Source organism: Streptomyces sp. NPDC021100 (genome assembly GCF_044333095.1).
Lineage (GTDB): Bacteria > Actinomycetota > Actinomycetes > Streptomycetales > Streptomycetaceae > Streptomyces.
In genome coordinates this window covers 388,355-413,495 of the sequence record NZ_JBIRQH010000001.1, presented here as the reverse complement: position 1 = coordinate 413,495, position 25,141 = coordinate 388,355, and the positions used below count along the sequence as shown (strand labels likewise).

General features: G+C 71.1%; 26 protein-coding genes and 1 tRNA gene. 19 read left to right on the top strand and 8 right to left on the bottom strand.

Features of this window, described 5'->3' with window-relative positions; genetic code table 11:
- Positions 1 to 177 precede the first annotated feature (177 nt).
- Genes ACH4PU_RS01915 through ACH4PU_RS01905 form a run of 3 tightly spaced genes read right to left on the bottom strand, consistent with a single transcriptional unit; the run spans position 178 to position 2,264 of the window.
- Positions 178 to 495, bottom strand: a complete 318-nt coding sequence (locus ACH4PU_RS01915; protein ID WP_398264546.1) for a hypothetical protein — start codon at positions 493 to 495, stop codon at positions 178 to 180.
- Positions 496 to 540: 45 nt separating this feature from the next.
- On the bottom strand, positions 541 to 1,263 hold the full coding sequence (locus ACH4PU_RS01910) for a TetR/AcrR family transcriptional regulator (protein WP_004955925.1): 723 nt from the start codon (positions 1,261 to 1,263) through the stop codon (positions 541 to 543).
- Between the two features lie 53 nt (positions 1,264 to 1,316).
- Positions 1,317 to 2,264, bottom strand: coding sequence for a diiron oxygenase (locus ACH4PU_RS01905; protein ID WP_398264543.1), 948 nt, complete (start codon positions 2,262 to 2,264; stop codon positions 1,317 to 1,319).
- 209 nt (positions 2,265 to 2,473) lie between these two features.
- On the opposite strand from ACH4PU_RS01905, the gene ACH4PU_RS01900 reads away from it, so the two are divergent.
- Positions 2,474 to 3,634: a ferritin-like domain-containing protein gene (locus tag ACH4PU_RS01900; RefSeq protein WP_398264541.1), complete on the top strand. Its 1,161-nt coding sequence runs from the start codon at positions 2,474 to 2,476 to the stop codon at positions 3,632 to 3,634.
- Between the two features lie 149 nt (positions 3,635 to 3,783).
- Positions 3,784 to 4,599, top strand: coding sequence for a polysaccharide deacetylase family protein (locus ACH4PU_RS01895; protein WP_398264539.1), 816 nt, complete (start codon positions 3,784 to 3,786; stop codon positions 4,597 to 4,599).
- Positions 4,600 to 4,713: 114 nt separating this feature from the next.
- On the opposite strand, the gene ACH4PU_RS01890 is transcribed toward ACH4PU_RS01895, so the two are convergent.
- The 4 genes from ACH4PU_RS01890 to ACH4PU_RS01875 form a co-directional block, all read right to left on the bottom strand.
- A tRNA-Arg gene (locus ACH4PU_RS01890) sits at positions 4,714 to 4,786 on the bottom strand.
- Between the two features lie 141 nt (positions 4,787 to 4,927).
- On the bottom strand, positions 4,928 to 7,105 hold the full coding sequence (gene mrdA / locus ACH4PU_RS01885) for a penicillin-binding protein 2 (RefSeq protein WP_398264537.1): 2,178 nt from the start codon (positions 7,103 to 7,105) through the stop codon (positions 4,928 to 4,930).
- Between the two features lie 122 nt (positions 7,106 to 7,227).
- Positions 7,228 to 10,242: a D-alanyl-D-alanine carboxypeptidase gene (locus ACH4PU_RS01880; RefSeq protein WP_398264535.1), complete on the bottom strand. Its 3,015-nt coding sequence runs from the start codon at positions 10,240 to 10,242 to the stop codon at positions 7,228 to 7,230.
- Between the two features lie 735 nt (positions 10,243 to 10,977).
- Complete coding sequence (locus tag ACH4PU_RS01875; protein WP_398264533.1) at positions 10,978 to 11,382, bottom strand: hypothetical protein; 405 nt, start codon at positions 11,380 to 11,382, stop codon at positions 10,978 to 10,980.
- A 451-nt stretch (positions 11,383 to 11,833) separates the two neighbouring features.
- On the opposite strand from ACH4PU_RS01875, the gene ACH4PU_RS01870 reads away from it, so the two are divergent.
- Together ACH4PU_RS01870 and ACH4PU_RS01865 are read left to right on the top strand one after the other, a co-directional pair.
- Positions 11,834 to 12,286 carry a GntR family transcriptional regulator gene (locus ACH4PU_RS01870; RefSeq protein WP_398264531.1) on the top strand — a complete coding sequence of 151 codons (453 nt, stop codon included), beginning with the start codon at positions 11,834 to 11,836 and terminating at the stop codon, positions 12,284 to 12,286.
- A complete protein-coding gene (locus ACH4PU_RS01865; protein WP_398264529.1) occupies positions 12,283 to 13,185 on the top strand; it encodes a phosphotransferase enzyme family protein in 903 nt (300 codons plus the stop codon). The genes ACH4PU_RS01870 and ACH4PU_RS01865 overlap by 4 nt, the downstream gene beginning before the upstream one ends.
- A 3-nt stretch (positions 13,186 to 13,188) precedes the next feature.
- On the opposite strand, the gene ACH4PU_RS01860 is transcribed toward ACH4PU_RS01865, so the two are convergent.
- Complete coding sequence (locus ACH4PU_RS01860) at positions 13,189 to 14,559, bottom strand: hypothetical protein (RefSeq protein ID WP_398264527.1); 1,371 nt, start codon at positions 14,557 to 14,559, stop codon at positions 13,189 to 13,191.
- Between the two features lie 992 nt (positions 14,560 to 15,551).
- Here ACH4PU_RS01860 and ACH4PU_RS01855 point away from each other — a divergent pair.
- The 15 genes from ACH4PU_RS01855 to ACH4PU_RS01785 all read left to right on the top strand — a co-directional run bounded on the left by ACH4PU_RS01855 (position 15,552) and on the right by ACH4PU_RS01785 (position 25,136).
- Positions 15,552 to 15,818, top strand: coding sequence for a DUF6284 family protein (locus ACH4PU_RS01855; RefSeq protein WP_398264525.1), 267 nt, complete (start codon positions 15,552 to 15,554; stop codon positions 15,816 to 15,818).
- The gene (locus ACH4PU_RS01850) at positions 15,815 to 16,003 is read left to right on the top strand and encodes a hypothetical protein (RefSeq protein WP_398264523.1); all 189 of its coding nucleotides are present in this window, start codon (positions 15,815 to 15,817) and stop codon (positions 16,001 to 16,003) included. The genes ACH4PU_RS01855 and ACH4PU_RS01850 overlap by 4 nt, the downstream gene beginning before the upstream one ends.
- Positions 16,000 to 16,284, top strand: a complete 285-nt coding sequence (locus ACH4PU_RS01845) for a hypothetical protein (RefSeq protein ID WP_398264521.1) — start codon at positions 16,000 to 16,002, stop codon at positions 16,282 to 16,284. The genes ACH4PU_RS01850 and ACH4PU_RS01845 overlap by 4 nt, the downstream gene beginning before the upstream one ends.
- Complete coding sequence (locus ACH4PU_RS01840) at positions 16,281 to 17,150, top strand: protein spdB (protein WP_398264519.1); 870 nt, start codon at positions 16,281 to 16,283, stop codon at positions 17,148 to 17,150. Before ACH4PU_RS01845 ends, ACH4PU_RS01840 begins: the two co-directional genes overlap by 4 nt.
- Before the next feature lie 47 nt (positions 17,151 to 17,197).
- Positions 17,198 to 17,431 (top strand): hypothetical protein, encoded by a 234-nt coding sequence (locus ACH4PU_RS01835; protein ID WP_398264517.1) that lies wholly within the window; start codon positions 17,198 to 17,200, stop codon positions 17,429 to 17,431.
- Positions 17,432 to 17,529: 98 nt separating this feature from the next.
- Positions 17,530 to 17,847 carry a hypothetical protein gene (locus ACH4PU_RS01830; RefSeq protein WP_398264515.1) on the top strand — a complete coding sequence of 106 codons (318 nt, stop codon included), beginning with the start codon at positions 17,530 to 17,532 and terminating at the stop codon, positions 17,845 to 17,847.
- 2 nt (positions 17,848 to 17,849) lie between these two features.
- Positions 17,850 to 18,041 carry a hypothetical protein gene (locus ACH4PU_RS01825; protein ID WP_398264513.1) on the top strand — a complete coding sequence of 64 codons (192 nt, stop codon included), beginning with the start codon at positions 17,850 to 17,852 and terminating at the stop codon, positions 18,039 to 18,041.
- 117 nt (positions 18,042 to 18,158) lie between these two features.
- The gene (locus ACH4PU_RS01820; protein WP_398264511.1) at positions 18,159 to 20,300 is read left to right on the top strand and encodes an ATP-binding protein; all 2,142 of its coding nucleotides are present in this window, start codon (positions 18,159 to 18,161) and stop codon (positions 20,298 to 20,300) included.
- A gap of 203 nt (positions 20,301 to 20,503) precedes the next feature.
- Positions 20,504 to 20,977 carry a hypothetical protein gene (locus tag ACH4PU_RS01815; RefSeq protein WP_398264509.1) on the top strand — a complete coding sequence of 158 codons (474 nt, stop codon included), beginning with the start codon at positions 20,504 to 20,506 and terminating at the stop codon, positions 20,975 to 20,977.
- Between the two features lie 29 nt (positions 20,978 to 21,006).
- Entirely contained in the window at positions 21,007 to 21,432 is a 426-nt protein-coding gene (locus ACH4PU_RS01810) for an NUDIX domain-containing protein (RefSeq protein WP_398264507.1), read from the top strand.
- Positions 21,433 to 21,519: 87 nt separating this feature from the next.
- Positions 21,520 to 21,939, top strand: a complete 420-nt coding sequence (locus ACH4PU_RS01805) for a DNA cytosine methyltransferase (protein ID WP_398264505.1) — start codon at positions 21,520 to 21,522, stop codon at positions 21,937 to 21,939.
- A gap of 83 nt (positions 21,940 to 22,022) precedes the next feature.
- Complete coding sequence (locus ACH4PU_RS01800; RefSeq protein ID WP_398264503.1) at positions 22,023 to 22,262, top strand: hypothetical protein; 240 nt, start codon at positions 22,023 to 22,025, stop codon at positions 22,260 to 22,262.
- Positions 22,259 to 22,777, top strand: coding sequence for a hypothetical protein (locus tag ACH4PU_RS01795; RefSeq protein WP_398264501.1), 519 nt, complete (start codon positions 22,259 to 22,261; stop codon positions 22,775 to 22,777). Before ACH4PU_RS01800 ends, ACH4PU_RS01795 begins: the two co-directional genes overlap by 4 nt.
- Before the next feature lie 104 nt (positions 22,778 to 22,881).
- Entirely contained in the window at positions 22,882 to 23,271 is a 390-nt protein-coding gene (locus ACH4PU_RS01790; protein WP_398264499.1) for a hypothetical protein, read from the top strand.
- Complete coding sequence (locus tag ACH4PU_RS01785; RefSeq protein ID WP_398264497.1) at positions 23,268 to 25,136, top strand: DNA polymerase; 1,869 nt, start codon at positions 23,268 to 23,270, stop codon at positions 25,134 to 25,136. Before ACH4PU_RS01790 ends, ACH4PU_RS01785 begins: the two co-directional genes overlap by 4 nt.
- Positions 25,137 to 25,141 lie beyond the last annotated feature (5 nt).

The following is a 25,141-nucleotide window of genomic DNA, read 5'->3' as shown; positions in this document are numbered from 1 at the left end:
CCGGGCGGCGGTGCCGCCGACACGACGGCGGCGGCCAGCGCCACGGCGCAGAAGCAGCGCACCAGCCGTCCTGACACGGGGGTTCACCTCCGCGGCGATCGTGTCACGGACCGGTCGTACTTTTAGGGCGCCAGGGGCGGAACCGCCCGAGCCGCACACCGTCCGGGCGACGCCCCCTCACCCGGACGGCGGCTGCTCACCCCCGGCTTCAGACCCGGCTTCAGGCCGAGGCCGAGGGCGGGACCACGGCCACCGGACCCCCTCGCTCCGCCGCTCCTCCGGGTCGTACACGTACTTCCAGCCCCGCGGCAGCCCCAGCCGCCGCGTCACCCCGGCCTGCGCCCGCCGGTAGACCAGGACGGTGGGCGGCCCGCCGGCCGCGTCCGGTACCGGGACCTCGTAGACCTTCGGCGGGTGCCCGGTCGGTCCCAGCAGCACCGGCAGTACCCGCCCGTCGAGGGGCCCGCCCTCGAAGGGCACTTCTTCGCTTCGCACCGTACGAGCGTACGGGCGCGCCCGCGCCCCCGCGCGCCCGCGCCGTCAGAGCAGATGCCCCGCCTCCGCCAGCACCGGCCCCAACCGCCGCACCAGCCGCGTCACCACCCCGTCCGCCGGCTCCAGCGCGAGCGCCGCCCGCGTCACCCGCGCGGTCTGCTCGTCGCTCGCCGCCGTGGTGATGAGCAGGGCGACGAAGTGGTCGACCAGCCAGTCCCGCAGCTCCTCCACGGGCGGCCGCTTCCCCTCGTCCAGCCAGGTCAGGGACGCGCCCTCGACGGCCGCTATCCACGTTCTGACCGTCATCCGCAGCCGCACTCCGGGCTCGGGTACCTGGAGGTGGGCGAGGATGTGGCCGGCGGCGGTGCGGCGCACCTCGTCGACGATCGCGCCGGTCCGCGACGTCTCGACGACGCTGCCGCCCTGGAGCAGTGCGCCGAACCCGGCCGCGTGCCCGTCGACGAAGGCGAGGTAGCGGTCGAGGGCGGCGGCGAGCCGGACGGTCAGCGGGCCGGTCTGCGGTTCGGCGAAGCACAGCTCCAGCTCGTCCGCCGCGCTGCGCAGCGCGGCCTCGTACAACTGGGTCTTGCCGCCCGGGAAGTAGCGGTAGACCAGCGGCCGGGACACCTGGGCGGCCGCCGCCACGTCGTCGAGGGAGACGTCCTCGGGCGGCCGCTGGGCGAACAGGCCGAGCGCGGCGGTGATCAGCTGGGCGCGGCGCTGGGCGACGCCCAGCCGGCGGTAGGAGGTGGTTCCGCTGCCGGTCATGCAGGGCAGGGTACGGCAGCCGGCGCGACGCCCGGCCGGTGCCCGCGGCCCGCTCAGGCCAGCAGGCCGGAACTGCGCCACAGCCGGCGCCCGGGCCCCCGCAGCACCCCGATCTCCCCGAGGAAGTCGGTCAGCCGCTTGGCGCCCGCCTGCATCACCTCGCGCCGGTGCCCGCTCGCCCGCACCTGGGCGACCGCCTCGCGCCGGTCGAGGCCGACGTTGGTGTAGACGGCCGGGTTGACGAAGGCGACGGAGAAGACGCGGGCCGCCTCCCCGCAGCTCAGCCGGGTGAGCTCCGCCTCCCAGCGCGGGCACGTCTTCATCTGGCGGCGCAGCTCCTCCCGGGCGTACCGGACGTGCCGCGCCTCCTCGACGACGTGGATCCGGGTCACGCCGCGCACCAGCGGCTGCACCCGCTCGTCGGGGAACGTCAGCCGCTGCATGTAGTCGAGGATCTCCTCGCCGAGCAGGGTGCAGGCGAACGAGCCGGGGGTGGTGGAGATCGTCTTCAGGATCCGGGCCAGGTTGTGGTGCAGCCGGGCGACGGGGTACGTGGGGGCGCCGCCGTGCTGGATCATGCGGGCGAACATCTTGGAGTGCCGGCACTCGTCGGCTATCTCGGTCAGCGCGTAGCGGACGTGGGCGCTGGTCACCGGCTTGTCGTAGATGTGCCGGACGAGCAGCTGCATCAGGATGATCTCGAACCAGATGCCCAGCGAGGCGAGCGAGGCGGCCTCGTGCCGGGAGAGCTCCATGCGCTGTTCCTCGGACATCCGCCGCCACAGCGGCGTCCCGTAGAGCGAGACGAGCTCCGGGGGCCAGTACCACTTGCCGTCCTCGGGCGGGGCGTCCCAGTCGAGTTCGGTGTCCGGGTCGAAGGAGTGTCTGGCCGAGGACTCCAGCAGGCGCTCGGCGATCCGTTCTCGGTCCTTGAGCGGCCCGAGCGCGTCGCGGAGCGCGGGTCCGGCCGTGCCGGCCGGCGTCATCGGGTCTGCTGCCATGCCTGATCCCACCTCATATGCGGGTTACCCGGGGTTACCTGCTTATAAGACTGCGTGTCAGCAAGCCCGTCAAGACCCCCGGGAGCCCCTGCCGCCCCGTACGACACGAATCGCTCCGGCCGATTGACCGCCAGTCAAAAGCCGTGTGAGCCTGCCCACAGTGGCGAGCGGCGGGGGACGGCGAGCGAAGGAAGCGAAGGAGGCGTCCGATGGCGACGCGAGAGCTCTACGCGCACGAGCCCGACGAGCCGCTGTGGGAGGTCCCCGCCAGCGGCGCCGCCCGCTTCGGCTGGGAGTACGAGGAGGGCCGCGAACGGCTCCTCGCCCTCTACCGGAAGGGCAAGGACAAGCAGTGGGACGCAGACAGGCGCATCGACTGGGACGTGGACGTGGATCCCTACGACCCGCTCGGCGTCCCCGACGAGAACATGCTGGTGTACAACACCCCGTACTGGGACCGGATGGGCGAGGCGAACCGGCGCGACATGCGCCGCCACTACGCCGCCTGGCAGTTCAGCCAGTTCCTCCACGGCGAGCAGGGCGCGCTGGTCTGCGCGAGCCGGATCACCGAGTCGGTGCCGGACCTCGACGCCAAGTTCTACTCCGCCACCCAGGCCATGGACGAGGCCCGGCACGTGGAGGTCTACAGCCGCTTCCTGCACGAGAAGATCGGGATGCTCTACCCCGTCGACACCAGCCTCCGGCGACTGCTCGGCGACACCCTGCGCGACTCCCGCTGGGACATGCCCTACCTCGGGATGCAGGTCCTCATCGAGGGGCTCGCCCTCGCCGCGTTCGGCATGCTGCGCGACTTCACCGAGAAGCCGCTGCCCAAGCAGATCCTCACGTATGTGATGCAGGACGAGGCCCGGCACGTCGCCTTCGGCCGGCTGGCGCTGCGCGACTACTACGCACAGCTCAGTGACGCGGAGCTGCGCGAGCGCGAGGAGTTCGTGATCGAGGGCTGTCACCTGATGCGGAACCGGCTGCGCGGGGAGGAGGTCCTCGTCGACTTCGGCATCCCGGCCGCGGAAGCGGTGGAGCTGAGCGAACGGTCCGACTACGTCCGGGCCTTCCGGAAGCTCCTGTTCAGCCGCATCGTCCCCTGCGTCAAGGACATCGGGCTGTGGGGCGAACGCCTCCAGCGCGCCTACCTCGACCTCGGCGTCCTCGACCTGGGCGACGCCAGCCTCGACCGGCTGATGGCCGAGGACGAGGAACTCGCCGAACGGCTCGACGCCCGGCGCTTCGCCGCCGAAGAAGCGGCCCGCGTCGCCGAAGTGGCCGCCGTGATCGCGGAGGGCGAAGCGCCGGACGTGAAGGAGGACGGCATTCCGGGAGAAGATGGCGGAGGAAAGCCGGAAGAGTGACCGCCGTACGGTGATTGAGGACGTCTCAGGCGCGTGAGCGCCTGCTTTGTCACTGTTTTGTGAGCGATACCGCATAACGGAACGGCATGCGGTACAAGCACGTCTTCGCGGGCAGGGAACAGACAGGCGTGCGAGGGAGTGGATCGTTCATGACGCGAACTACCGGGCGGGGGCGGCACATCGCGGTGGCGGCCGGGTCGGGCCTTGCGCTCGTGGCGGTGATACTGGGCTCGGTGGCCGTCGCCAACCAGGCGTCGGACGACGGAGGCGGCAAGCATGTCGCCGCCGACGCCAAGAACCCGTCGGCGAAGGTGCCCCGCGAGCGGGGCAAGGCCGCCGAACCCGACGCGGGCGGACCGGTGTCGGAGGAGATCTCGCACGACAGCGAGAGCCCGGGCAAGGTCGTCAACATCACCATCGACGACGGCCCCGACCCCGTCTGGACGCCCAAGGTGCTGGACCTGCTGCGCCGGAACGACGTCAAGGCGACGTTCTGCATGATAGGTCCGCGCGCCAAGGAGTACCCGTCCCTCGTCAAGAAGGTCGTCGCGGAGGGGCACCGGCTCTGCGACCACTCCATGGACCACAACACGTCCATGGACAAACGCCCCGAGTCCTACCAGGCGAGCCAGATCCTCGACGCCCAGAAGCTGATAGAGGACGCCGCCGGGGACGGAGTGAAGGTGCGGTACTACCGCGCCCCCGGTGGGGCGTTCACCCCGTACAGCCGCAAGGTGGCCGCCGCGCACGGGATGCGGCCGCTCGGCTGGCAGGTCGACAGCCGTGACTGGCAGCGCCCGGGCGTCGCGCGCATCGTGGCCAACGTCAAGCGCGAGGTCCCCAGCGGCCCCACCATCCTCTTCCATGACGCCGGCGGCGACCGCAGCCAGACCATGGCCGCGATGGAAGAAACGCTTCCGTGGCTGAAGCAGCAGGGGTACGGCTTCAGCTTCCCGAAGATCTGACTCCCGAAGACCTGAGGCGGACCGGGGGCGCCCTGCGGCGCCCCCTCCCGCGGGGGAATGCTCACAGGACGACAAAAGAACCCGCTTCGTCGAAACGAAGCGGGTTCTTTGCGGTGCGCTCGGCAGGATTCGAACCTGCAACCTCTTGATCCGTAGTCAAGTGCTCTATCCGTTAAGCTACGAGCGCGGGCTTGCGAGAAATACTTTACACGCCCCGCGGACCCCCGGTGACCAGGTCAGGGGGTATCCGGAAAAGAAATGGCTGTGACGGTCGCCACTTCCTCTTGCGGCCCGCCGGAATTCCGCACCGGCGTCTCGCGAACGGCCGTCAGTCGCGCCGCCCGCGCCCCGGGGCCGGCGTCCCGGTGGCCGGCGGTTGCGTATCGCCCTGCTCGTCGGGCCGGTACTTCCCGGTCTTCGGCTCCTCGACGGTCCCGTCCGCGTCGATCTTCGGCAGGGTTTTCTGCGGCGTGGGCAGCAGCGCCTTCTTCGGGTCGATCGCGCCCTTCCCGGAGACGCCGTAGAGCGCGCTGTAGATGTTGCGCACGGCGGGGGCCGAGGCGCCGGAGCCGGTGCCGCCCTGCGCGATCGTCATCACCACCGCGTAGTCGTCGCTGTAGGTGGCGAACCACGAGGTGGTCTGCTTCCCGTAGACCTCCGCCGTACCCGTCTTGGCGCGCAGCGGGATCCGGTCCTGCGGCCAGCCGCCGAAGCGCCAGGCGGCCGACCCCCGGGTGACGACGCCCGCGAGGGCCTGGTCCATCTCGTCGCGCAACCGCTTGGTCACGGGCAGTTTCCCGCGTGCCTTGGGGGCGAGCTCCCGCACCTTCTTCCCGTCGGGGCTGATCACCGCCTTGCCGACGGAGGGCGTGTAGAGCGTGCCGCCGTTGGCGAGGGCCGCGTAGACGCTCGCCATCTGGATGGGCGTGACGAGGGTGTCGCCCTGGCCGATGGAGTAGTTCACGGCGTCGCCGGGGCGCAGCAGGTCGCCGCCGCGGCAGTTGTCGTAGGCGATCCGCTCGGCGTAGCTCCCGTCCTTCTTGCCCTGCTTGCACCAGGCGTCCTTGTTGGCCTCCCAGTACCGCTGCTTCCACCGGCGGTCGGGGATCCGGCCCGGGACCTCGTTCGGCAGGTCGATCCCGGTGGTCCTGCCGAGGCCGAACCGGTGGGCCGTGCGGTGGAACCAGTCGCCGGCGCCGTCCTTCGCCCGGAGGCCGCCGTCCGCCCGCCACTCGTCGTGGGCGAGCCGGTAGAAGACGGTGTCGCAGGAGACCTCCAGGGCGCGGCCCAGGGAGATCGGGCCGTGGTTCGCCGACTCGAAGTTCTTGAAGACCTGGCTGCCGATCCGGTACGAGCTGGAGCAGTCGTAGGGCCCGTCGTAGGAGTGGCCCGCGTCGACCGCTGCCGTGGTGGAGATCACCTTGAAGATCGAACCGGGCGCCGACTGGCCCTGGATCGCGCGGTTGAGCAGCGGGTGGTGGGAGTCCTCGCCGGTGAGCTTCCGGTAGTCGGCGGCCGAGATGCCGCCCACCCAGGCGTTCGGGTCGTACGTCGGGGCGGACGCCATGGCCACCACGCGCCCCGTCTTCGCCTCCATCACCACGACGGCGCCGGAGTCCGCCTTGTAGTTCTCGCCGGTGTTGTGGTCCCACTCCTTGCGGGCGGCCTTCATGGCCTCGTTCAGCTCGTACTCGGCGACCCGCTGGACGCGGGCGTCGATGCTGGTGACGAGGTTCGAACCGGGCACGGGCGGGTCGCTCTCGGCCGTGCCGATCACGCGTCCCAGCTTGTCGACCTCGTGCCGGGTCACACCGGCCCTGCCGCGCAGCACCCCGTCGTACTGCCGCTCCAGCCCGGACCGGCCGATCATGTCCGAGCGCAGGTAGGGCGAGTCGGTGTCCTTGGCCCGGTCGACCTCCTCGTCGGTGACGGGGGAGAGGTAGCCGAGGACCTGCGCGGTGTTGGCCTCGCCGGGGGCGGGGTAGCGGCGCACGGCCGTGGGCTCGGCGGTGATGCCGGGGAAGTCCTCGGCGCGCTCCCGGATCTGGAGCGCCTGCCGGGTGGTGGCCTTGTCGGTGATCGGGATCGGCTGGTACGGAGAACCGTTCCAGCACGGCCGGGGCGTCTTCGCGTCGCACAGCCGGACCTTCGCCATGACCTCCTTCGGGTCCATCCCCAGCAGCCCGGCGAGCCGGGTCAGCACCGCCTTGCCGCGGTCCTTCGCCCTCGACAGCTCGGTGCGGGACGCGGAGACGACCAGGCGGCTCTCGTTGTCCGCCAGCGGCACACCGCGCGCGTCGAGGATCGAACCGCGCACGGCGGGCTGGACGGACCGCTGCACGCGGTTGCCGGTCGCCTCCGCCGCGTACTCGTCCCCCTTGCGGATCTGGAGGTACCACAGCCGCCCGCCCAGGGTCAGGAGCAGCGAGAAGACGAGGATCTGGACGACGACGAGCCGTATGCGGATCCGCGGCGTCCGGCCGCCGGTCTCCGGGATGTTGGTCACGCGCGGCATTCCCCCCACAGGAACCGAACAGTCGTACCAGCAGCAGAGCTTAGGCGACGCGGGCGGGGCGCGGCATCCGGGGCCGGTGCCGCGCCCACGTCACCTCTTCGGCCACTGTCGAATCAACCGACCCGGGTGATCCGCGTACCGAAGGAGGGCTCCTTGAGCGCCGACTTCAACACGACGGGCACCTTCCCGGCCGCGGACCCGTCCACGGTGCTCGCGGTGAGCTCGCCGACGACGGTCCCGCGCCCGGCCGTACGGGCGAGGGCCCGGCCGCCGTCGCGGAAGGCGACGCGCACGCGCTGCCCCGGGAGGCCGACGACAATGAGGTCCTTGGCGGCCACGACGGGCGTCCGGCCGCCGAACCCGTCGTCGACATGCCCGACGACCTGCCCCTTGCGCACGGCGGTGCCGGTGGTCAGCCCCTTGCGGACGGCCGCGACGACCTTCCTGCTGTTCTCCAGTACCAGCGCGAGGCTGTTGGCGCCGTTCGGGTCCGGGCCGGTGACGTGCTGGTCCATCATCGTGCCGAGGACCAGCCGCTCCTTCCCGTCCACGGTGGCCCGCGCGGCCCACGACAGCGTGCCGCCGGCGGGGGTGTTGGAGCCGGTCTTGATGCCCTCGACGCCGAGGCCGGCGGTGAGCAGCGGGGCGTTGTTGTTGTCGATGTGCCCGGCGCCCGGGATGTCGGCGCCGACCATGGAGACGACCGACCGGAACGCGTCCGACTTCATGACGGCGTCGGCCAGCTTGAGCTGGTCGACGGCGGTGCTGACGGTCCCGCGGCCGAGGCCGCTGGGGTCGGTGTAGGTGGTGTTCCGCATGCCGAGCGCCTTGGCGGCGTCGTTCATCTTCCGCACGAACGCCGCTTCGCCCTTCGGCCCGCTGTCCCAACGCGCGAGCATCCGGGCGATGTTGTTCCCCGACGGGATCATCAGCATCCGCAGCATGTCCAGCTCGCTGAAGGACTGCCCCTCCTGGAGCCCCTCGACCCGGGACTCGTCCTCGGCCGTCCCGTCCGTCACGGTCTTGGCGTCGATGGTGATCCGCGGCCCCCGCTCGCCCTTGGCCAGGGGATGTTCACGAAGAATGACGTAAGCGGTCATGATCTTGGCGACACTGGCCGTGGGAACGGGCTTCTCGGCCCCGAACGTCCCGATGGTCCCGCCCCCGGCGACCATGACGGCCCCCTGCCCCTTCCCCGGCCACGGAATGGCGAACCGACCCCCCGGAACGGTGACCGTCGCGGCGGCCTTCCGCACCTTCAACTCGGGCTCGGGCAACGGCCGCACCATCTGCACGACCAGAAACACGACGACGAGCAGCGCGAGAACGGCCCCGGCAAGCGCGACGGGCCGCCGCACGACCTCCCGGGCCACACGCCGCACGCCCGCGCCGCGCACCTCCGCGCCGGCGGGCTCGGCACCTGAGGCGTCGCCCTGGTCACGGACACCACCGTCGGCCTTCCCCGCGACACTCGCCGGGCCGGGCGCGGGAACGGCGACCTTGACCGACCCACCGGACGAGCCCTGGGCTACCGCCCCGGACCGAACGGCACCGTCACCGCTGCCGGCCTTGGTTTTGGAAGCGGCCGGAGACTTTGCCGCGGCCGCGCCCTTGGGCTTGGCGGCGTCGCCGCCGCTGCCACCGGCGCTCGCCTTCCCTTCACCCTCGAACCCCGCGCTCCCGCGCGCCTTGCCCGCGCCATCCGTGGCGCGGGACTCGGATCCGGCGGAGGCGCCGTCCGCCTCCGCCCGGGCATCGGCATCACCCTCCGCCGGCGCCTCACCCTGGGCAGGGGACTCCGGCTCGGCCACGCCGCCGGTGCCCGGCCGGACTCCGTCCGAGGCTTCAGGACCGGCCGAGACGCCGGCTTCACCGTCGCCCTCGGACGCGGACCCGGCCGTCCCCCCACTGCGGGAGGCAGAGGCGGCCTCGCCGGCGGGCGTGCCCTTGGCTGCGGTTTCGGCCTTCCCGGACTTGCTGCGGGTTTCCGCCCCCTTCGTGCCACCGGGTTCGGCCTCGTCGTCGGCCGGGTCCTGGACCTTGCCGGTGGCTTCGGCGGCCGGGGCGTCGGGCTTGTCCTTGGCGGTGGACTCGGCCTTCTCGGACTCGCCGTCGGTTTCTGCCCCGTTCGTGCCGTCGGCCTCACCGGCGGCAGGGGCGTCCGGCTTGTTCTTGGCCTTGGGCTCGGCTTTTTCGGGCTTGCTGCTGGTCTCTACCCTGTCCGTGCCGTCGGCGTCGGCCTCACTGGCGGCAGGGGTATCGGGCTTGTCCTCGGTTGCTGCGGGTTTGGCCTCCCCGGGCGTGCTGCCGGAGTCGGCCGCGGCCCGGTCCTTGACCTTGCCGGAGACGACGGCGGCAGGGCCGCCCGCCTTGTCCGAGGGGCCAGGGCCGGCGTTCTCGCCGAACTCGCCGGTTTCAATGGTCTCGTCCGTGCCGGGCTTGTCCCCGACTCGCGACGCGGACACGGTCTTGTCCGCGTCGTCGGCCTTGGCCCGGTCCGCGGAGGCGGCGGGAGAATCGCCGTCTTCAAGAGCCGGCTCGCCTTCGGCGTCCGCGCTCCCCGCACTGCCCGGCTCGGTACGTGCGGTGCCCCCGGTAAGGGACTTGGGTCCGGGACCGCTCTCGGCCCCGGACCGGGGAGTGCCTCCGCTGCTCGCCTCGGCCTCGGCCGCGCCGTGCGGCGCGGCGCGGCTTCCGGCGTCGAGGACCCGTTCGGTGGCGCCTTCGGCGTCGGCCGAGGCACCGCTGTCGGTGCTGGACGTGGTTCCGGCCGCGTCCTCGCGACGAGCGGTGGGCGCACCGGTATCGGTCTCGGTCTCATCACCGGATCGGGGTCCGCCCTCGCCGTTGGGTGGCACCTGGCCGGCGAACTCGGCGCGATGCCGTGCCTGGGCGCCGTCCGCCGCGTCACGCGCGGCGCCCTGCCGGCGGGACCCCGCCTCGGCCTCGCCGGAAGCGCAGGCCTCCGGCCCGGCAGCGGACCGCACCTGGCCCGAAGACGCGGCATCGGCGCCCGCGCCGGACACGGATTCGGTGGCATCGGAGGCGGACGTGCGGTCCGCTGCCCGCCCCACCGCGCGGTCGTCGCCGTGCGCACCATCCGCGGGGGACGCGGTACCGGCTTCCATGCCTTCCTTCGCACGAGGGCCGCTCGCCCCGGCGGCCCCCTCCGGAGCGTCGGAAGTGTCCGCGCCGGCCGCTTCCCGCACCGTAGCCGAAGGCCCGGCGCTCGCGGCAGGGGCATCGCCCGCGAGGGTGTCCGTTCCGTCAGGGGCGGTTTCGCGGTCCGCCTCCTCCCGCGAGCCGGCGGCACCGGCCGTACCCGTACGGCCCGCGGCGGCCGCGGCACCCCGCCCCGCGCCGCCCGCCGTTCCGGCCGCCCGGGAGCCGCGCGAGCGCTCCGCACCGGCCCCGGCCGCAGCGCCCCCACCCGCGTCCTCACCGGCAGAGGCGCCCGCTCCGCGTTCCCCGGAACGACCGTTCCGATCACGTTCTTCGGAGGAGACGTCCGCCCGCGTCGGCTGCTCGTCGGGTGCGTCGGGGGATCGGCCCGCCATCCATGTCTCCTACGTCGCGTGTCCAGGTGCCGCGGGCCGGTGTCACGCCCGGCGGACCCGGCGGTCCACGGCTGACACACTCAGGTGCGCCCGAGCACCGCGAACGCGGGAAAGGACGGTGTGCGGAGGGACGCCGGGAACCGGACTCCGTACAGGCCCTCCCCCTGGGCCTGAAGGCCGTTCACCGTACGGCGGCGTCAGCGTAACCGATCACTGTTCGACGTCGTCCCGTCCGTCCGGACCGGCCGGGACCGCCGCGTGCGCCCCGCCGCCGGCCGGCGGCGGAGCTCCGCAAGGGCCGGGACCTCAGAGCAACTGCTCCAGCCCGAGCCTGGCGAGCCGCGACCGTACGGCACTCGGCTGCCGGCCGAACTCCGCGCCGAGGGCGGTCAGATCCCGTTCGCCGCCGCGGTAGAGCGCGAGCAGCCGCTCGTCGTCCTCGGCGCTCCACGGCCGCCCGTAGTTGGGGTGCCGCTCCCGGAGCCGCCGCGGATCCTCCCGCGGCCGGAACCCCGGAACGCTCTCGACCTCCACGGCTCGGACGACCGCCGACGCGAACCGCCCGACCTCCGCCTCCCGGAGCCACAGGACGAGGTCCCCGTCCTCTAACGCCAACCGGTCCGCGAGCACCGTCTTGGCCCGCCGCAGGCAGTCCCCGTCGTCCGGATCCGTCACGTACTCGCGGAACACCACCCGAAATCGAGCCCGCATCCGAGACCCCCTCCGCGTCCCTCCCACGGTGCCCGAGCCACGAGCCGGCCACCAGCCCGCCGAAGACGGCACGGTCGCGTTCGCGCCGCGCGCCGGCTCTCAAGCCGATCCGGCAAACAAGGCAAACAAGGCAAACGAAAAGACCCTGCCCTCAACGATTCCGTTGAGGGCAGGGTCTCTTGGCACTTCCTGCGAAGTGCCCCCGGCAGGATTCGAACCTGCGCACACGGCTCCGGAGAGATTGCGTCATTCAAGATCCAAAAACCCGCTGACCTGCGGCGGAGCGGGAGCGGGCAGGGCGGGGGCCGTGACTGTGTCGGAGGTGTGTCGCGGATCCCCTCTCGACTCCGGCGGTCGTCCCAACCAGGGTCTTCGTGTGCGGCTGCGTCCCCGTTGCGCGACCGTGGGACCCTTGGCGTCGAGGCGATGGAGCGACGTGAGAGGAGCGGAAGTGCCGGAGGCCAGTCCGCGAGGTACGTACCTGGAGGTCTCGGAATCTCTCCGCGAGAAGATCAGAAAGGGCGAGATCGCTGAGGCACTGCCGTCTCAGTCGGCACTCGTGGCCGAGTACAACGTGAGCCGAAGCACCATCGAGCGGGCGCTTGGCGCGCTCAGGGCTGAGGGCGTCATCGAGTCGGTGCAGGGCGCCGGGTGGTTCGTCGCGGGGACAGGCGACCGCCGGCCGTTGGTCGAGAAGGTGACCGACCTGTTGCGGGCTGACGGGGTCAGGGTCGGCGACCGTTTCCCCACCGAGAAGGAGCTGTGCGAGCGGTTCGAGGCGTCCCGGACGGCCGTCCGTTCCGCCATCGCGCAGATGGAAGGGCAAGGACTCATCGGTAAGAGTGCCGCACGAGGGCGGGAAGTTCGTGCGTTGCCCGTCGGACGGGGGACCCAAACGGCATGACGACGACCGAGCGAACCGAATTCGACGCTGATGCGGCGCGCGTCATCCTGCGCAAGGCTTGCGAGGTTGCGGACGTGGACCCGGACGGAATCGATATGCTGCGGTTCGGCGACCACGCGGTGTTTCGCGTGGACGGCGGTCGTATCGTCTCCCGGGTCGGCCGGAGTCCCGATCGGCTCGCCTCTGTACAGAGAGAGGTGGCCGTGGCTGGGTGGCTCGCGGCCGAGGGATATCCGGCAGCGCGACTCGTTACGGTGGCCGAACAGCCGGTCGTCGTTCAGGGCCACCCAGTGACCTTCTGGGAAGGTCTTGCCGACGGAGACACGTACGCTAGCACGAGCGAAATGGGTGTACTACTGCGGCGGCTTCATGAATTGAAGTCGCCGCCTTTTCTGCTCCCGCCTCTTCGGCCTTTTGATAGGGTCGCGCAGCGTTTGAGGCATGCCGCTATTTCGGACGCCACCCGCGCGTACCTCCGGTCCCTGGCCGATGATTTGGCGGCTGAGTACGACCGTCTCAGGTTCGCGCTTCCGGTGGGTCATTTACACGGTGACTACAACGTGGGAAATGCCTTGCGTGACGCGGCTGGCCGTCCGAAAATTATCGACCTGGACGGGTTCGTCACGGGCCCCCGTGAGTGGGACCTCACGCAGACTGCCATGTACTACGACAGCTTCGGCTGGCACACTGAAGCCGAGTATGCGGATTTCGTTGCCGGGTACGGGTTCGACGTACGGGAATGGTCCGGGTACGCCGTCCTCCGCAGTATCCGCGAACTTCTGATGATCACGTGGCTCTCGCAGAACGCCGGCGCCAATCCGCGCGCGGCCGAGGAAGTTGAGAAGCGGGTGGAAAGCCTACGTTTGGGTGGCTCGCGCCGAGACTGGGCGCCGTTCTAGAAGTCACGCTTGTTGCCATAGGCGGAAGTCGCGGGCCCGTTCCTCGAATGCGCGGAACTCCACGGCCTTCCTCATCCCGTCCGTGACGCGCCCCTGGAATTCCCGAACGTACTGAACGCAGCGCGCAGACTTCAATCCCTCGCCAAGTCGCAGCGCGTTCAGAGCGATGTCGAAACCACGTCCGATTTCGCCGTGAATGATGTATGACTCTGCCTGAACCACTGTCGCAAAGAAGTCACTTCGGTTGTTCAGGCCGTCATTGAAGAGGGCGCCTGCGCCCCGCTCTGTGGCTTCAGCAGAGCGTCCCAGATCGCGGAAGCAGTGCCCGATCTCTGCTGCTAGCTCAATTTCGTCAAAATACATCATGTACGATGGATCGCTATCCGCTGTCCGCTGACCGAGCGTGTGTTCCGCTGTCACCAGGGCCAAGTCGCAACCTCGTTCATCGCCAAGGCGAGCAAGGGCCCGTGCTTCCATCGCGAGGTGATGTGCAGCCATCCTCGGTCCCAGACTGCCGGCCGGACCGGTGTACGCAGCACGGGCGAGAGTTGCAGCATCCCGGTACTGTCCCAGGAACGTCGCCTGATGGCTCATCGCGGACAGGATGCTGCTGCCTAGGAGCCGGTCACCGGCTGCCTGAGACATTCGCAGGCCCTGAATGAAGTACCGCTGTGCCATGCCGTGCAGGCCGCTGTCGTACGACATGAATCCTGCAAGCAAGAGCGCTTCGGCCACAGCGGAATGCAATTGCTTGCCCACGGCATCGGAGTGCGTCCCGTCCAGCATCGGCCGGACGTCTGTGTGCAGGTACTGAATCAGTGCCCGTCGGGCGTGACCACCGCCGAACTTTCCGTCGAGCATGCTGAAGGCGTCGGTTGTCGAGCGCACCATGTCCACGTCGACGGCGCCGACTGCCCGGTTGCCAACCCGGGTTAACCCTGCGTCCGGAGGGGCCACGATCCAGCGCAGGGACGCGGTGTTCCAGGCCGCAGAATCAGGCAGTGCCCGGACCAGTGTCTCAGCGTCGGCCAGGTCGGCGCGCCAAAGGTCGGTCACGGTCCTGGCCGTGCTCTCCGGCCTGTCCGCGAAGTCAAGACCCAAGTCCGGTTGTATGGCGGATACTGCTGCGTCACCCATCCCGATGTCATCGATCGTGAGCTGACGCCCCAGCTTGCGCCCGATTGCGTCGATGATGAACTGGGGCACGTTGCCACGCGGGATGGAGCCCTTGAGCCACCTGGTCACGTACGTGTGGTCACAGGTGATGCCTTCACCTGACCGAGCGGCAGCGGCGACCACCGCGCGAGCAAGCGACTTGCGTGAGAAGTCAGCTTCCTGCATGAGCGCGGCCAGTCTGGCGTTCTGGTCTGCCATCGAACCCCCGGAGAGCGGCCGTGGTACCGGCTTGACCCGCCGACACTCTACGCAGGTCACGGCCAGGGTGTAGAGGGTTTGCACGTAGGAGTGCACGAGTGCACCCCCAAGTGCACGCTCCCGAAGTGCGTGTCGCCTAGCGACAGTTGAACCACCACCGCACGGGGCAGACCGGCGGTTCCGAGTCGAAAGCCACGGGTTGACGACGCGGAATCCTTCTGCCACCGTGAGTGGTAGGTCATACACACCACGCTTTTGGTGGGTGAACCGATGCACGCCTGCCGCAAGCAGGCAGCAAGATTCCGCCGGATTCGCTTACACGCCGTCCGAGCGGCAGGGGGACGTAAGAGCTCCCAGCACCACCCTTCGGTCGTCAGGCCGGAGGGGTGTGGCAGACACAGCCCGTCGGCTGTCAGACCCGGTGCGAACAATCTCGACAGCGGTCCACGGGCGCGGAACCGAACTTCGCAGGCCCGTGGGTGCATTGGCACTGAGACACCGAATCCCGAGCGAGGGCGACTCCCCGCGATGACCGGTCGGTGGATAGGACCGCGGCGACACAGCTTCCGAGTGTCGCCACGAACGGACTAGGCACTCCCTCACGTTGCGCGTGAGAGCTGAAACGGGCGATGTCCCAGGAAGACCACGGCCGCCGCGCTTCGAGCGCTCACGCGGCCGTCCTTGCACCGCTTCACCCCTGTCGACCTCAACTGACGGGAAATCCAGTGCACCGACGAAGACTATGGGCACCGCCGCGACGGACCGGCCGGCGGGCGCCGGTACACCATCCCGGTCCGCTCTTTACCTGCCATCGCAGCGGCTAGCGCTGCGGCCGGCTGCCTCTCCCGCCCGTCCGTCCCACGCAACGTGGGGATGTACGGGTGGGAGTGCGGGGAGTCGGAGATCCCGACTTCAACGGCGTGCGCCCCCGGTGCTGGAACACCGGGGGCGCGGTTGGGGCCGTTGCCACCTGCTAGGGAGAACCACAACCCATGACCGACATCGTCACTGTTCAGGACATCGTTACGGCGTTCGCGGACTTCATGGAGCCGACGGACGCCGAGCTGGACGCGATCGAACGGGAGATGCCCGTGATCCTCGCGGACGTCGACCTGTTGGACGCGCAGATCACCACCTTGGACCGCACGCCCTCAGAGCTGGACGTCCAGCGGATCCGCCGGGCGCTGCGCCGGGTGCTGGCGGCCTACCGGGAGCTGGCCAACCGCGACGAGCAGAGCGTGCGCGGAGGTGCCGCGTGAGCGCCACCCGTTCCGTGACGGCGTCGGGCGTCCCGATGGAGCGGCTGCTGGACGAACTGCGCGCCGCCCAGCACGGCGACGCGCTCGCCGAGCAGCGCCACCAGTTCCTTGACCTTGACCCCGACCTCGTCCGGGACGACTACACCCGCCCCGCGCCCGTGACCGTCCCGGGAGGTACGGCGTGAACGAGCCGACCGTCAACCTGTGCGACCTGCCGGAGGCGGCCGTGGCGCTGCTGCGCGCAGTGCATGACGCGCTGGACATCCCGCTGCCGGGGCTGAGCGACGAGGACGAACGCGCCTACCACCTGCTGTTGCAGCACCGGACCAGCGACGTGCGCGTAATCGTCGCCGATGTCCTGGGCATGGGCCACGACATCGGCCACTCCGCCCAGACGCTGAGCGCGTGGACGTCCCAGGAACCGGTCACCTACACCGCCTGGGACGGCGGCGGAGGCGCGCCGTGAAGGCCAAGACCGCTTTCCCCGCCGTCGTGATGACGGCCGTCTCCATGGTCTTGACCTTGGCCGTGGTGGTGATGTGGCTGCGCGGGTCGGTGCCGGTGCCCGTTGCTCTGACCGTCGGCCTGGGGATCGACGGGGGTTGGCTGGCCACCCTCGCCTACGAACGCCGCTTGGCCGCCCAGGGTGACCACTCCCGTGTCGTGACCGGCGCGGGGTGGTGTTTCGGGGCGGTGGCGACCGGCGTCCTGGTCGCCCACGCGCTCACCGAGCCGTCCCCGGGGGCGTGGCTGGCCGTCGTCTGGCTCCCGCTGGCCGCGAAGTCCATGTGGCTGGTGCACGGGCTGTGGGAGCGCACCGCGCTGACCCCCGACGCGCTGGACGTCATCCGTGACATCCAGCAAGAAGCCCGGGACGAGGCGGCCGTCGCCCGTGCCCGGCTGCGGGCGGAAGCGGCCACGCAGGAGACGCGGCTGACGGCCGTGACGGAGGCCGGGGCACGCGTCGCACACGTCCAGGCCCAGACCGCCGAGACCCTCTCCGAAGCCTGGTCGACGCTGGAGCGCACCCGGGCGGGCGAGGAGACCGGTAGGGCGCTGGCCAGTGTGACGAGGCCCGTCACACCCGACGGCACACCGGGCGGCACGCCCCGCTGGGAGCTGCCTGTGTGGGGTCCGACGGACCCTGTAGCGCCCGCCCTGGACACCGGCCCGGTCCTGACGGACCAGGCGCTGGATGGGCTGGTGGACGAGATCCGTCACAGCCAGACGCCTCCCCTGTCCTACCGCGAGATGGCCGCCCGCTTCCGGGCGGCCGGCCACTCCGCCTCCGAAGTCCGCCTGAGGGCCGCGTGGAAGCGCGTAGCCGCCTGACGAACAGCGCGCCACCTGATCACCCACACCCAACCAGGAGATCCGCTGTGACCACCCAGAACACCGCACCCTCCAACCCGCCCCAGGGCTCCCACCACTGGATCATCACCCTGGAACTCCCCGGCCGCTCGTCCGTCACCGGCTCCGGGACGTGGACGCCGCCGGCCGGGTCGACCCGCCACGACGTGTTCACGGCCATCAAGAGCGACATCACGCGCCAGCACCCGGGGCTGACCACCGCGAACGTCGTGTTCTTCGCCCTGGAGCCCAACCAGCTCTGAACCACCCCGTCTCATACCCCCGAGCACGGGCCTCGCGCGCTCGCCGCGCGGGGCCCGTACCTGCTTCGCACCGTTCGAGACCTTGAGAGGTATCCGATATGGGCAAGCCCGACACGCGCCGGCTGGACCGCGCGATACAGCAGACCAACCGCAAGCTGGAGGCCGTCCGCGCGCGGGAGATGTGGCCGCTGGACGGCCGGGAGCGCCGGGCCGTCGCGATGGCGATGACCAGCGGCTCCTACCGGGTCATCAAGGGCCGCAGCACCGATGCCGCCGACCGCCGGCTGGAGTCGGTGTGGAGCGCGGCCGAGACCCGGCTGATCGCGGAGATCACCGCCCTGCACGTCGAGCGCCAGCGCGTGGTGACGGAGGCCGCCGCCGCCAAGGCCGCCAAGAAGTCCTCAAGGTGGTGGTGAGCATGTTCCAGGCCGGAGACGAGGTGCTGATCGTGGCCTGCGAGGACAACCCGCGTGCGGTCGGCCGCACGGGCCGGATCGTCGACGAGGTCCCGCCGGGGCCGCTCACGAACGGCCGGTGGACCGTCAACGGCATCAGTTGGCTGATCGCTCCTGTGCTGTGCCACGGCCACGAGCTGCGCAAGACCGGCTGAGCACCCGCGGCCCTGCCGCATCTGCCCGGGGTGGCCGTCCCTGCCACGGTCGCGGCCACCCCGGGCCTTTCCCTAACTCCCGCCCCCTGCTCCAGGTAGTCAGGAGTGTTTCCCATCATGGGCGACAACGTCGTTCCCCTGCGCAAAAACCCCGACCCTCCCCCCAATCCGCCCGCCGTGCCCCCGGCCGAGCCGGGCACCGTGACGCACCTGACCGTCGTCCCCGACCCGGCCCCGCAGCCGCCCGTGCCCCTGTGGGTGCGCTCCGGGCAGGCAGTGAAGCGGCTGGCGAGGGACGAGCGGACTGTGACGGCCGCCCGCGCGGTGGCCCGCCACGGCCTCTACGTTGCCGGTGGCGCCCGGATCGTGGCCCGCCGCACCTGGGACGGCCGCACCGCCGCACGCTACGAACGCATGCTCCGCGCCGCCGAAGCCGCCGGCAACTACGAGGTGGCGGCGGAGTGGGAGGAGCGCGGGCAGCGCTTCCGCGAGGCCCGCCACCGGCGCCGCATGGACCTGCTCCACTCGCCCGTGGACGCTGCCAAGGGCGCCCTGGTCGGCACCGGCATGGGCATCGGCACCCTCGTGGCCCTCGGCGTCGTCCTCGCCATCGCCAGCAAGGACCCCACCAAGATCATCACCCCGATCATGGCCGTGGTCGAGTTCATCCAACTGGTGATCACGATCGTGACGATCGTGTGGGGGCCGCTGGTCACCCTCGGTCCGTTCCTGGCCCTGCTCGCCTTGTGGGCCGTTGGCCGCCACCAGCAAGCCGCGCCCCAGTGGGCCCTGCCCGCCTCGGCCCGCACCGGCGAAGGAGAGATCATCACCCCGTCCATCGTGGTCAAGGCCCTGCGCGACCTCGGTGTCGCCCCGCTGAGGAACGCCATCAAGGAGATGGGCGACGCCGGCGCGTCCATGCTCGGCCCTATCCGCATCGCCGGGTGCGGCGTCGAAGTCGACGTCACCCTCCCCTCCGGCGTCGCCACCAACGAAGTGCAAAAGCGTCGGCGTAAGCTCGCCGAGAACTTGACCAGGCACGAACACGAAGTGTTCATCACCATCCCCCAGGCCGCCCGGACGGTGCGGCTGTGGATCGCCGATTCCGGCGCGCTGGACGAGCCGATCGGCCCGTCCCCGCTGGTCACGGACGAGAGCCTGACGGCGAACTACGAGAGCGGCAAGGCACCCTGGGGGCAGGATCTGCGCGGGGACGCCGCCGCGCTCAGCCTCTACCAGCGGCACGTCCTGGTCACCGGCCTGTCCAACCAGGGCAAGACCGCCGCCCTGCGCGCGCTCGCCCTGTGGCTGGCCCTGGACCGGTCAGTGCAGTTCTGGGTGGGCGACCTCAAAGGCGCCGGTGACTGGAACATGTTCGACGGTTTGGCCACCCGCCTCATCCAGGGGCCGACGGACGACCACGTCATCCAGGTCACCGAGATGGCGGAGGACGCGGTGGAGGAGATGAACCGCCGCCTCCAGCAGCCGCCCGGCACCGAGTTCCCGCCGCTGATCGTCATCGTGGACGAGGCGCAGGTGGCCTTCATGTGCCCGGTCAAGGACAAGGAGAAGCGCCCCTACGGCGGTCAGGCCGCCACCTCGCGCTACTTCATGGCCGCCCGCAAGATTCACAACCAGGGGCGTGCGGTGAACGTGCTGCTGTGGCAGGGCACGCAGGACCCCACCGACCAGAACCTGCCCAAGCTGGTGCGCGAGGGCGCCCACACCCGCGCCTCCCTCGCCCTGGGCACCGACACCCAAGCCCGCATGGCCCTCGGGGACAAGGCCGTTGACGGCGGCGCCGCCCCGCACCTGCTGCGGCCCGGCCTGGACAAGGGCACCCTGGTCGTCGCCTCCGACGGAATCGAGATCCCCAAGGGCCAGTCGTCCGTCACGGTGCGCACGCACTACATCACCACCGAGGACGCCCAGGTGATCGCCGACCGCGCCAAGGCCCTGCGCGACGGCGTCACCACCGTGCACGTCATCGACCGGGGCGAGGAACGCGACCCGCTCGCCGACATCGCCGCCGTCTTCGGCCAGGCACAGCGGCTCTACACCCAAGACGTCCTCAAACGCCTCAGCGCCCTGGACACCACCGCCTACGGCCAGTGGACGCCCGGGGACCTGCGCCGCGTCCTGGAGGGCACCGGGGCCGAGCCGTACAAGTCCGACGGCCGCATGGTCGTCGCCCGCGAACGCCTCGCCCGCGCCCTCGCCAACCGCAACGACGAAGGTTCCGCTTCCGCCGACGGATGACAGGGAACCGACCCCCGGCGGGCCAGGGAGTCAGGGAGAACTCCCTGAACCCCTCCCTGACCCGCATCCCTGCCCCTGACCTGCACGAATGATCTGCCAGGGAGGCAGGGAGGCGCGCAGGCCAGCGCCTTGGAAACCCCCTCTGGACGCACCCCGAAGGGGGTGCCGTCGCCTCCCTGACCACGTCCTGGAAGGGATTCCGCATGCACCCCGACCACCCCCACCGGCCGACCGCCGAGACGGCCGTGGACGTCCACCGGCCCGACCCGTTCCCGCCCCCCGTCGCCGTGCCCGCGCCGCCCGCGCTGGTGCAGCCGGGTGCTGTGCCGGCGGTGGCGAGCGTCGTCCTGCCCGATGGCCGCGTCATCACCGGCTACGCCATCGAACCCGCCCACCCCGCGCCGGTCGCGCCCAAGCCGGCCGTCTCCCGCACGGCCGTCAACGCCGCCCTCGGCGGCGCCGGCTTCCTCGCCGTCTGCGGCGGCCTGCTGCTCCTCACCACGTTCATCGCTGCCCTCACCGCGCTGATCACCCAGCTCATCATCCTGGCCGCCGTCATCTTCGGCGGCGTCATCGCCATCCAGGTCTTCGCCCACCGCGGCCACGAGCACGGCACCGGCGGGACCACGGTCACCATCCGCAAAGCGATCTTCAAGCGCAACCACTTCCACGGCTGAACCGACTGCGAAAAGGGAGAGCCGAAGACATGGCCGAAGCCTTCGAAACGATCCGCTACACCGCTGACGTGGTGTGTATCCGGGGCGGCGCCGTCCTGCTGATCGAGCGGGGATACCCGCCGCACAAGGGACGGCTAGCTCTGCCGGGCGGGCACGTTGACCCGGGCGAGACCTCCCGCGCCGCCGCTGTGCGTGAGCTGCTGGAAGAAACCGGTGTCCGCGTCGACGCCGACGACGTGGAGCTGATCGGCGTCTTCGACGCCCCCGGCCGCGACCCGCGCGGGCGCTACGTCACCGTCGCCTACCTGGTGATCGTCGCCGACGACACCACCGCGCAGGCCGCCGATGACGCCGCCGCCATCCACTGGGTGCCGCTGGACGACACCGGCCTCCTCGCGTTCGACCACGAGGAGATCGTGGCCGCCGCGGGGTGCCGGTACAACGCCCCCTTCTAACTACGCCGAGGGCGGCCCCGTGATCTTTGGCGAGATGGGGGCCGCCCTTGTCCAACCAGTCCGAACAGACCTGTTGGAGGTCTCAGCATGCCCCAAACCGTCCCCTTCCTGCCGGAGGGCGGCAACATCAGCCTGTGCACCGGATCCGGTGCGCTGGACCTGGCCGTGGAAGCCGCCACCGGCCTGCCGACGTTCCTGGTCGGCGAGAAGGACCCGGCCGCATCCAAACTGCTGGCCGCCCGCCTGCCTCACGCCCGCAACCTGGGCGACATCAAGGCCGTCGACTGGCCGGTGCTGGCGGCATCGCTGCCCCGCCCGGCGGCGCTGACGGCCGGCTTTCCCTGCCAGGACATCTCCAACGCCGGACCTCGGGGAGGGATCGCCGGTGACCGCTCCGGCCAGCTCAAGATCCTCGGCAACGGCGTCGTCATCCACCAGGCCGTCCACGCCTACCGCGCCCTGCTCGCCACCCTCGCACCCGTCCGCTCCGACGCGGACATCGCCTAAGAGCGCGTTCGGGGCGGTCCCGCCTCTCAGGAGACGTGGCCGCCCTGGGCCCTCAACGGACATCCCGTTGCCGGAGGTCCCGCGTGAACGCCCCACAGCAGAACCCTGAGACACCGCCCGCGGTCAGCTACCAAGCCGCCGACACCACCCTCTACGACGCGGCGCTGGCCGGTGACGGGTACGGCTGGCTTGCCCGCCTTCTCCCGGCCCCCGCCCCGCTGCCCTGCCCGCGCTGCCGCCGTCCGATGCGCCTGCCGGCGGTGCGGCTGCTGTGGCAGTGCCCCGCCTGCGACATGCCCCAGAAGGGAGGAGATCGAGCATGACCCCCGACACCGACACCGTCCGCGAGAGCGCTCAGGACCGGGAGTACCAGAGCCTGGTCGCGGAGCGAGGTGCCCTGCTCACGCGGCTGCGAGAGAGCGGCACGCCGAGTCCGGCCGATCGTGCGGCTCTTGCAGCGCTCGAACGCCGGATCCGGGAGCTGGCCGCCACTCCGCCCCACGGATATGCCCTGCCGAAGGCAGCCGCCGACCTCGTTGCCCACGCTGCCGCGCTCGGGTGGCGGACGCTCGTGTGGTGGGGCACCAGCTCCAGCGATGAGCCGTTCGTCACCGTCCAGGTGGGCAGGTTGCTGGAGCAGGACGCGCAGCCGGACCACCGCGGTGATCGCTGGACGTACCGCCTGACCTGGCACTCCCGCGGTTGCCCGCCCGGCAGGGTTCGTCGCTTCGGCCGATGCCTGGCCCAGACCCCTGACCAGCCCTGGACCCACGACGGCCCGTCCCTCAAGAGCATCCGGCAGGTCGTCACTGACCACCCGGCACCGCGAATCCCCTGAGGCCCCGGCCGGTGACCGCCGCCCATGTGCCTGCAGGCGGTGCGGCTGCTGTGGCAGTGCCCCGCGTGTGCCCCCCCCACGGTGAGACGAACAGGAGTAACCCTGTGCGTTCGGATCAAACAGCCCAATACGTCGCCGCGCGCCCCTACCGCGACAGCCGCGAGCGGGACCGTGCCCTGTCCCAGCACAACCGCCGGGTGGCCGCTGCCCGCCGAGTCGGCGTGGACAGGGAACTGGCGGCCCAGCCGCTTCTCACCACGTCGGGCAGCATCGTCATGGCCAGTGGCGACGCCGAGTGCGGTGTCGGCCCGCACGCGGCGGCCGTGGTCTTCTTCGCGGACTCCACCACCCATCGCATCGAGCGGCGCGGCGGCGGGCCCTGCCGGACCGCGCTGTGCGTGCGGCACTGGAGCGCGCTGGCCCGGGACGACGAGGACGACGTGCCCTTGGTCGAAGTGCGCTTCGGCCGCCCTCTGCCCAAGGCGCGACCGTGACGGCCTACACCCGCACCCACGCCGGGCACACCATGACCGTCCACGCCCCGCGCGATGACGCCGAGTTCGACCCGGCGGCGTTCGCCGCGTTCGCCGCCTCGGATGTGGTGCTGGGGCTGGATGTGGAGACCCGCGCGATCGAAGACGGCGGCCCCGGCCACTTCGGCCCCGGCACCGGCGTCCGCCTCGTGCAGTTCGGCACCCCCGCCACCGCCTGGGTGCTCAACCCCCTCATCCCCGCCCAGCGCGAGGCCATCGAGCGGGTGCTCGCCGACCCCGGGCGGCGGTTCGTCACCCACACCAACTACGACACCTTGGCCATCTGGTCCGCGTTCGGTATCGCCCTCGGACAGCGGGTGGTGGACACCCACCTGCTGTCCAAGCTCATCAACCCCGACGAGCGGGCCGGGCACGGTCTGAAAGACCTCACCCTCCGGCATCTCGACGACGGGCTGGTCCAGGCCCGCGAGGCGCTGTACGGGCGGATGCGGGAGCTGGCCCCGACCGGCTCCCGCGCCGGCAACACGCCACTCAGCTGGGGCTGGACCCACATCCCCGCCGACGACGAGACCTACGTCGTGTACGCCGGTCTCGACGCGGTCTACGTGCGCCGGCTGCTGCCGCTGCTGCTCGCGAGGTGCGCGCCGGTCTCGCATCTGGTGGTCATGGAGCAGTGGCTGGCCGCGCAGTCCACCGGCATCACCGTCCGCGGCCTGCTCCTCGACCGCCCCTACACCCAACACCTCCTGGACCACACCCGGATGGAGTTCGACCAGGCCGCCCAGCGCATCCGCGACGCCCTCGGGTTTCCCGGGGCGTCGCCGCGGTTCGCCGAGTGGCTCGCTGGCCAGGTCGAGGGGGTGGAGCTGCCGCGGACGGCGACGGGACGGCCCCAGGTCACCGCCGATGTCCTCACCCAGCTCCACCAGGACATCGCCGCCGGCACCGCCCGCATCACCGAGCAGGGCCGGGAGCTGCTGGAGGCGCGGCGGGCGATGGCCGCCACCTCCAATACCATCACCAACCTGCGCTCCTTCCTCGCCGCCGCCGACGGGGCGGACCGGGTGCACCCGCAGATCAATACGCTCCGCGCCAAGACGGGCCGGATGTCCATCACCTCCCCGGCGCTCCAGACCCTCAAAAAGCATGACCCCCGGCTGCGGCACTGCTTCCGCGCCGATGCCGGTCACGTGCTGGTGGCCTGCGACTTCTCCCAGGTCGAAGTCCGGGTGGCCGCAGCGCTCTCCCGCGACCCGACGCTGATGGACGTCATCGCCTCCGGCACCGACCTGCACGACGCCACCGCCACCCTGATGTACGGGCCCGGCTTCACCAAGGAACAGCGCACCGTCAGCAAGCGGGCGACGTTCGGCACAATCTACGGCGGCGGCGCCAAGGCGCTGGCCGCACAGACCGGGGTGCCGGTGCGGGTGGCGCGCGGGGTGATCCAGCGCTGGCAGCGCACCTACCCCGAGGTGATCCGCTTCGGCAAAACCATCGCCAACGCCACCACCGTCATCACCGGCTCCGGACGGCGCATCCCCGCCGACCCTGACCGGCCCTACGCCAACAGCAACTACGCGATCCAGTCCACCGCCCGCGACCTGCTGGTCGCCGCCGTCTACGAACTCGCCACCGTTCACGACTTGTCGTCCGCGCTGTGGCTGTTCGTCCACGACGAGGTCATCGTGCAGGTTCCCGAGCATGACGCGATGCGCGTCCGCGACCTGCTCACCGCCGTGATGACCACGTCCTTCCGCGGCGTTCCCATCGCCGCGGACGCCGAGATCCTCGGCACCCACTGGGGCCGCCTCCCCGAGCAGGAGGCGCCGCCCGTCCCCGTATCGGAGCACGCCGGAGCCTAGGAGGC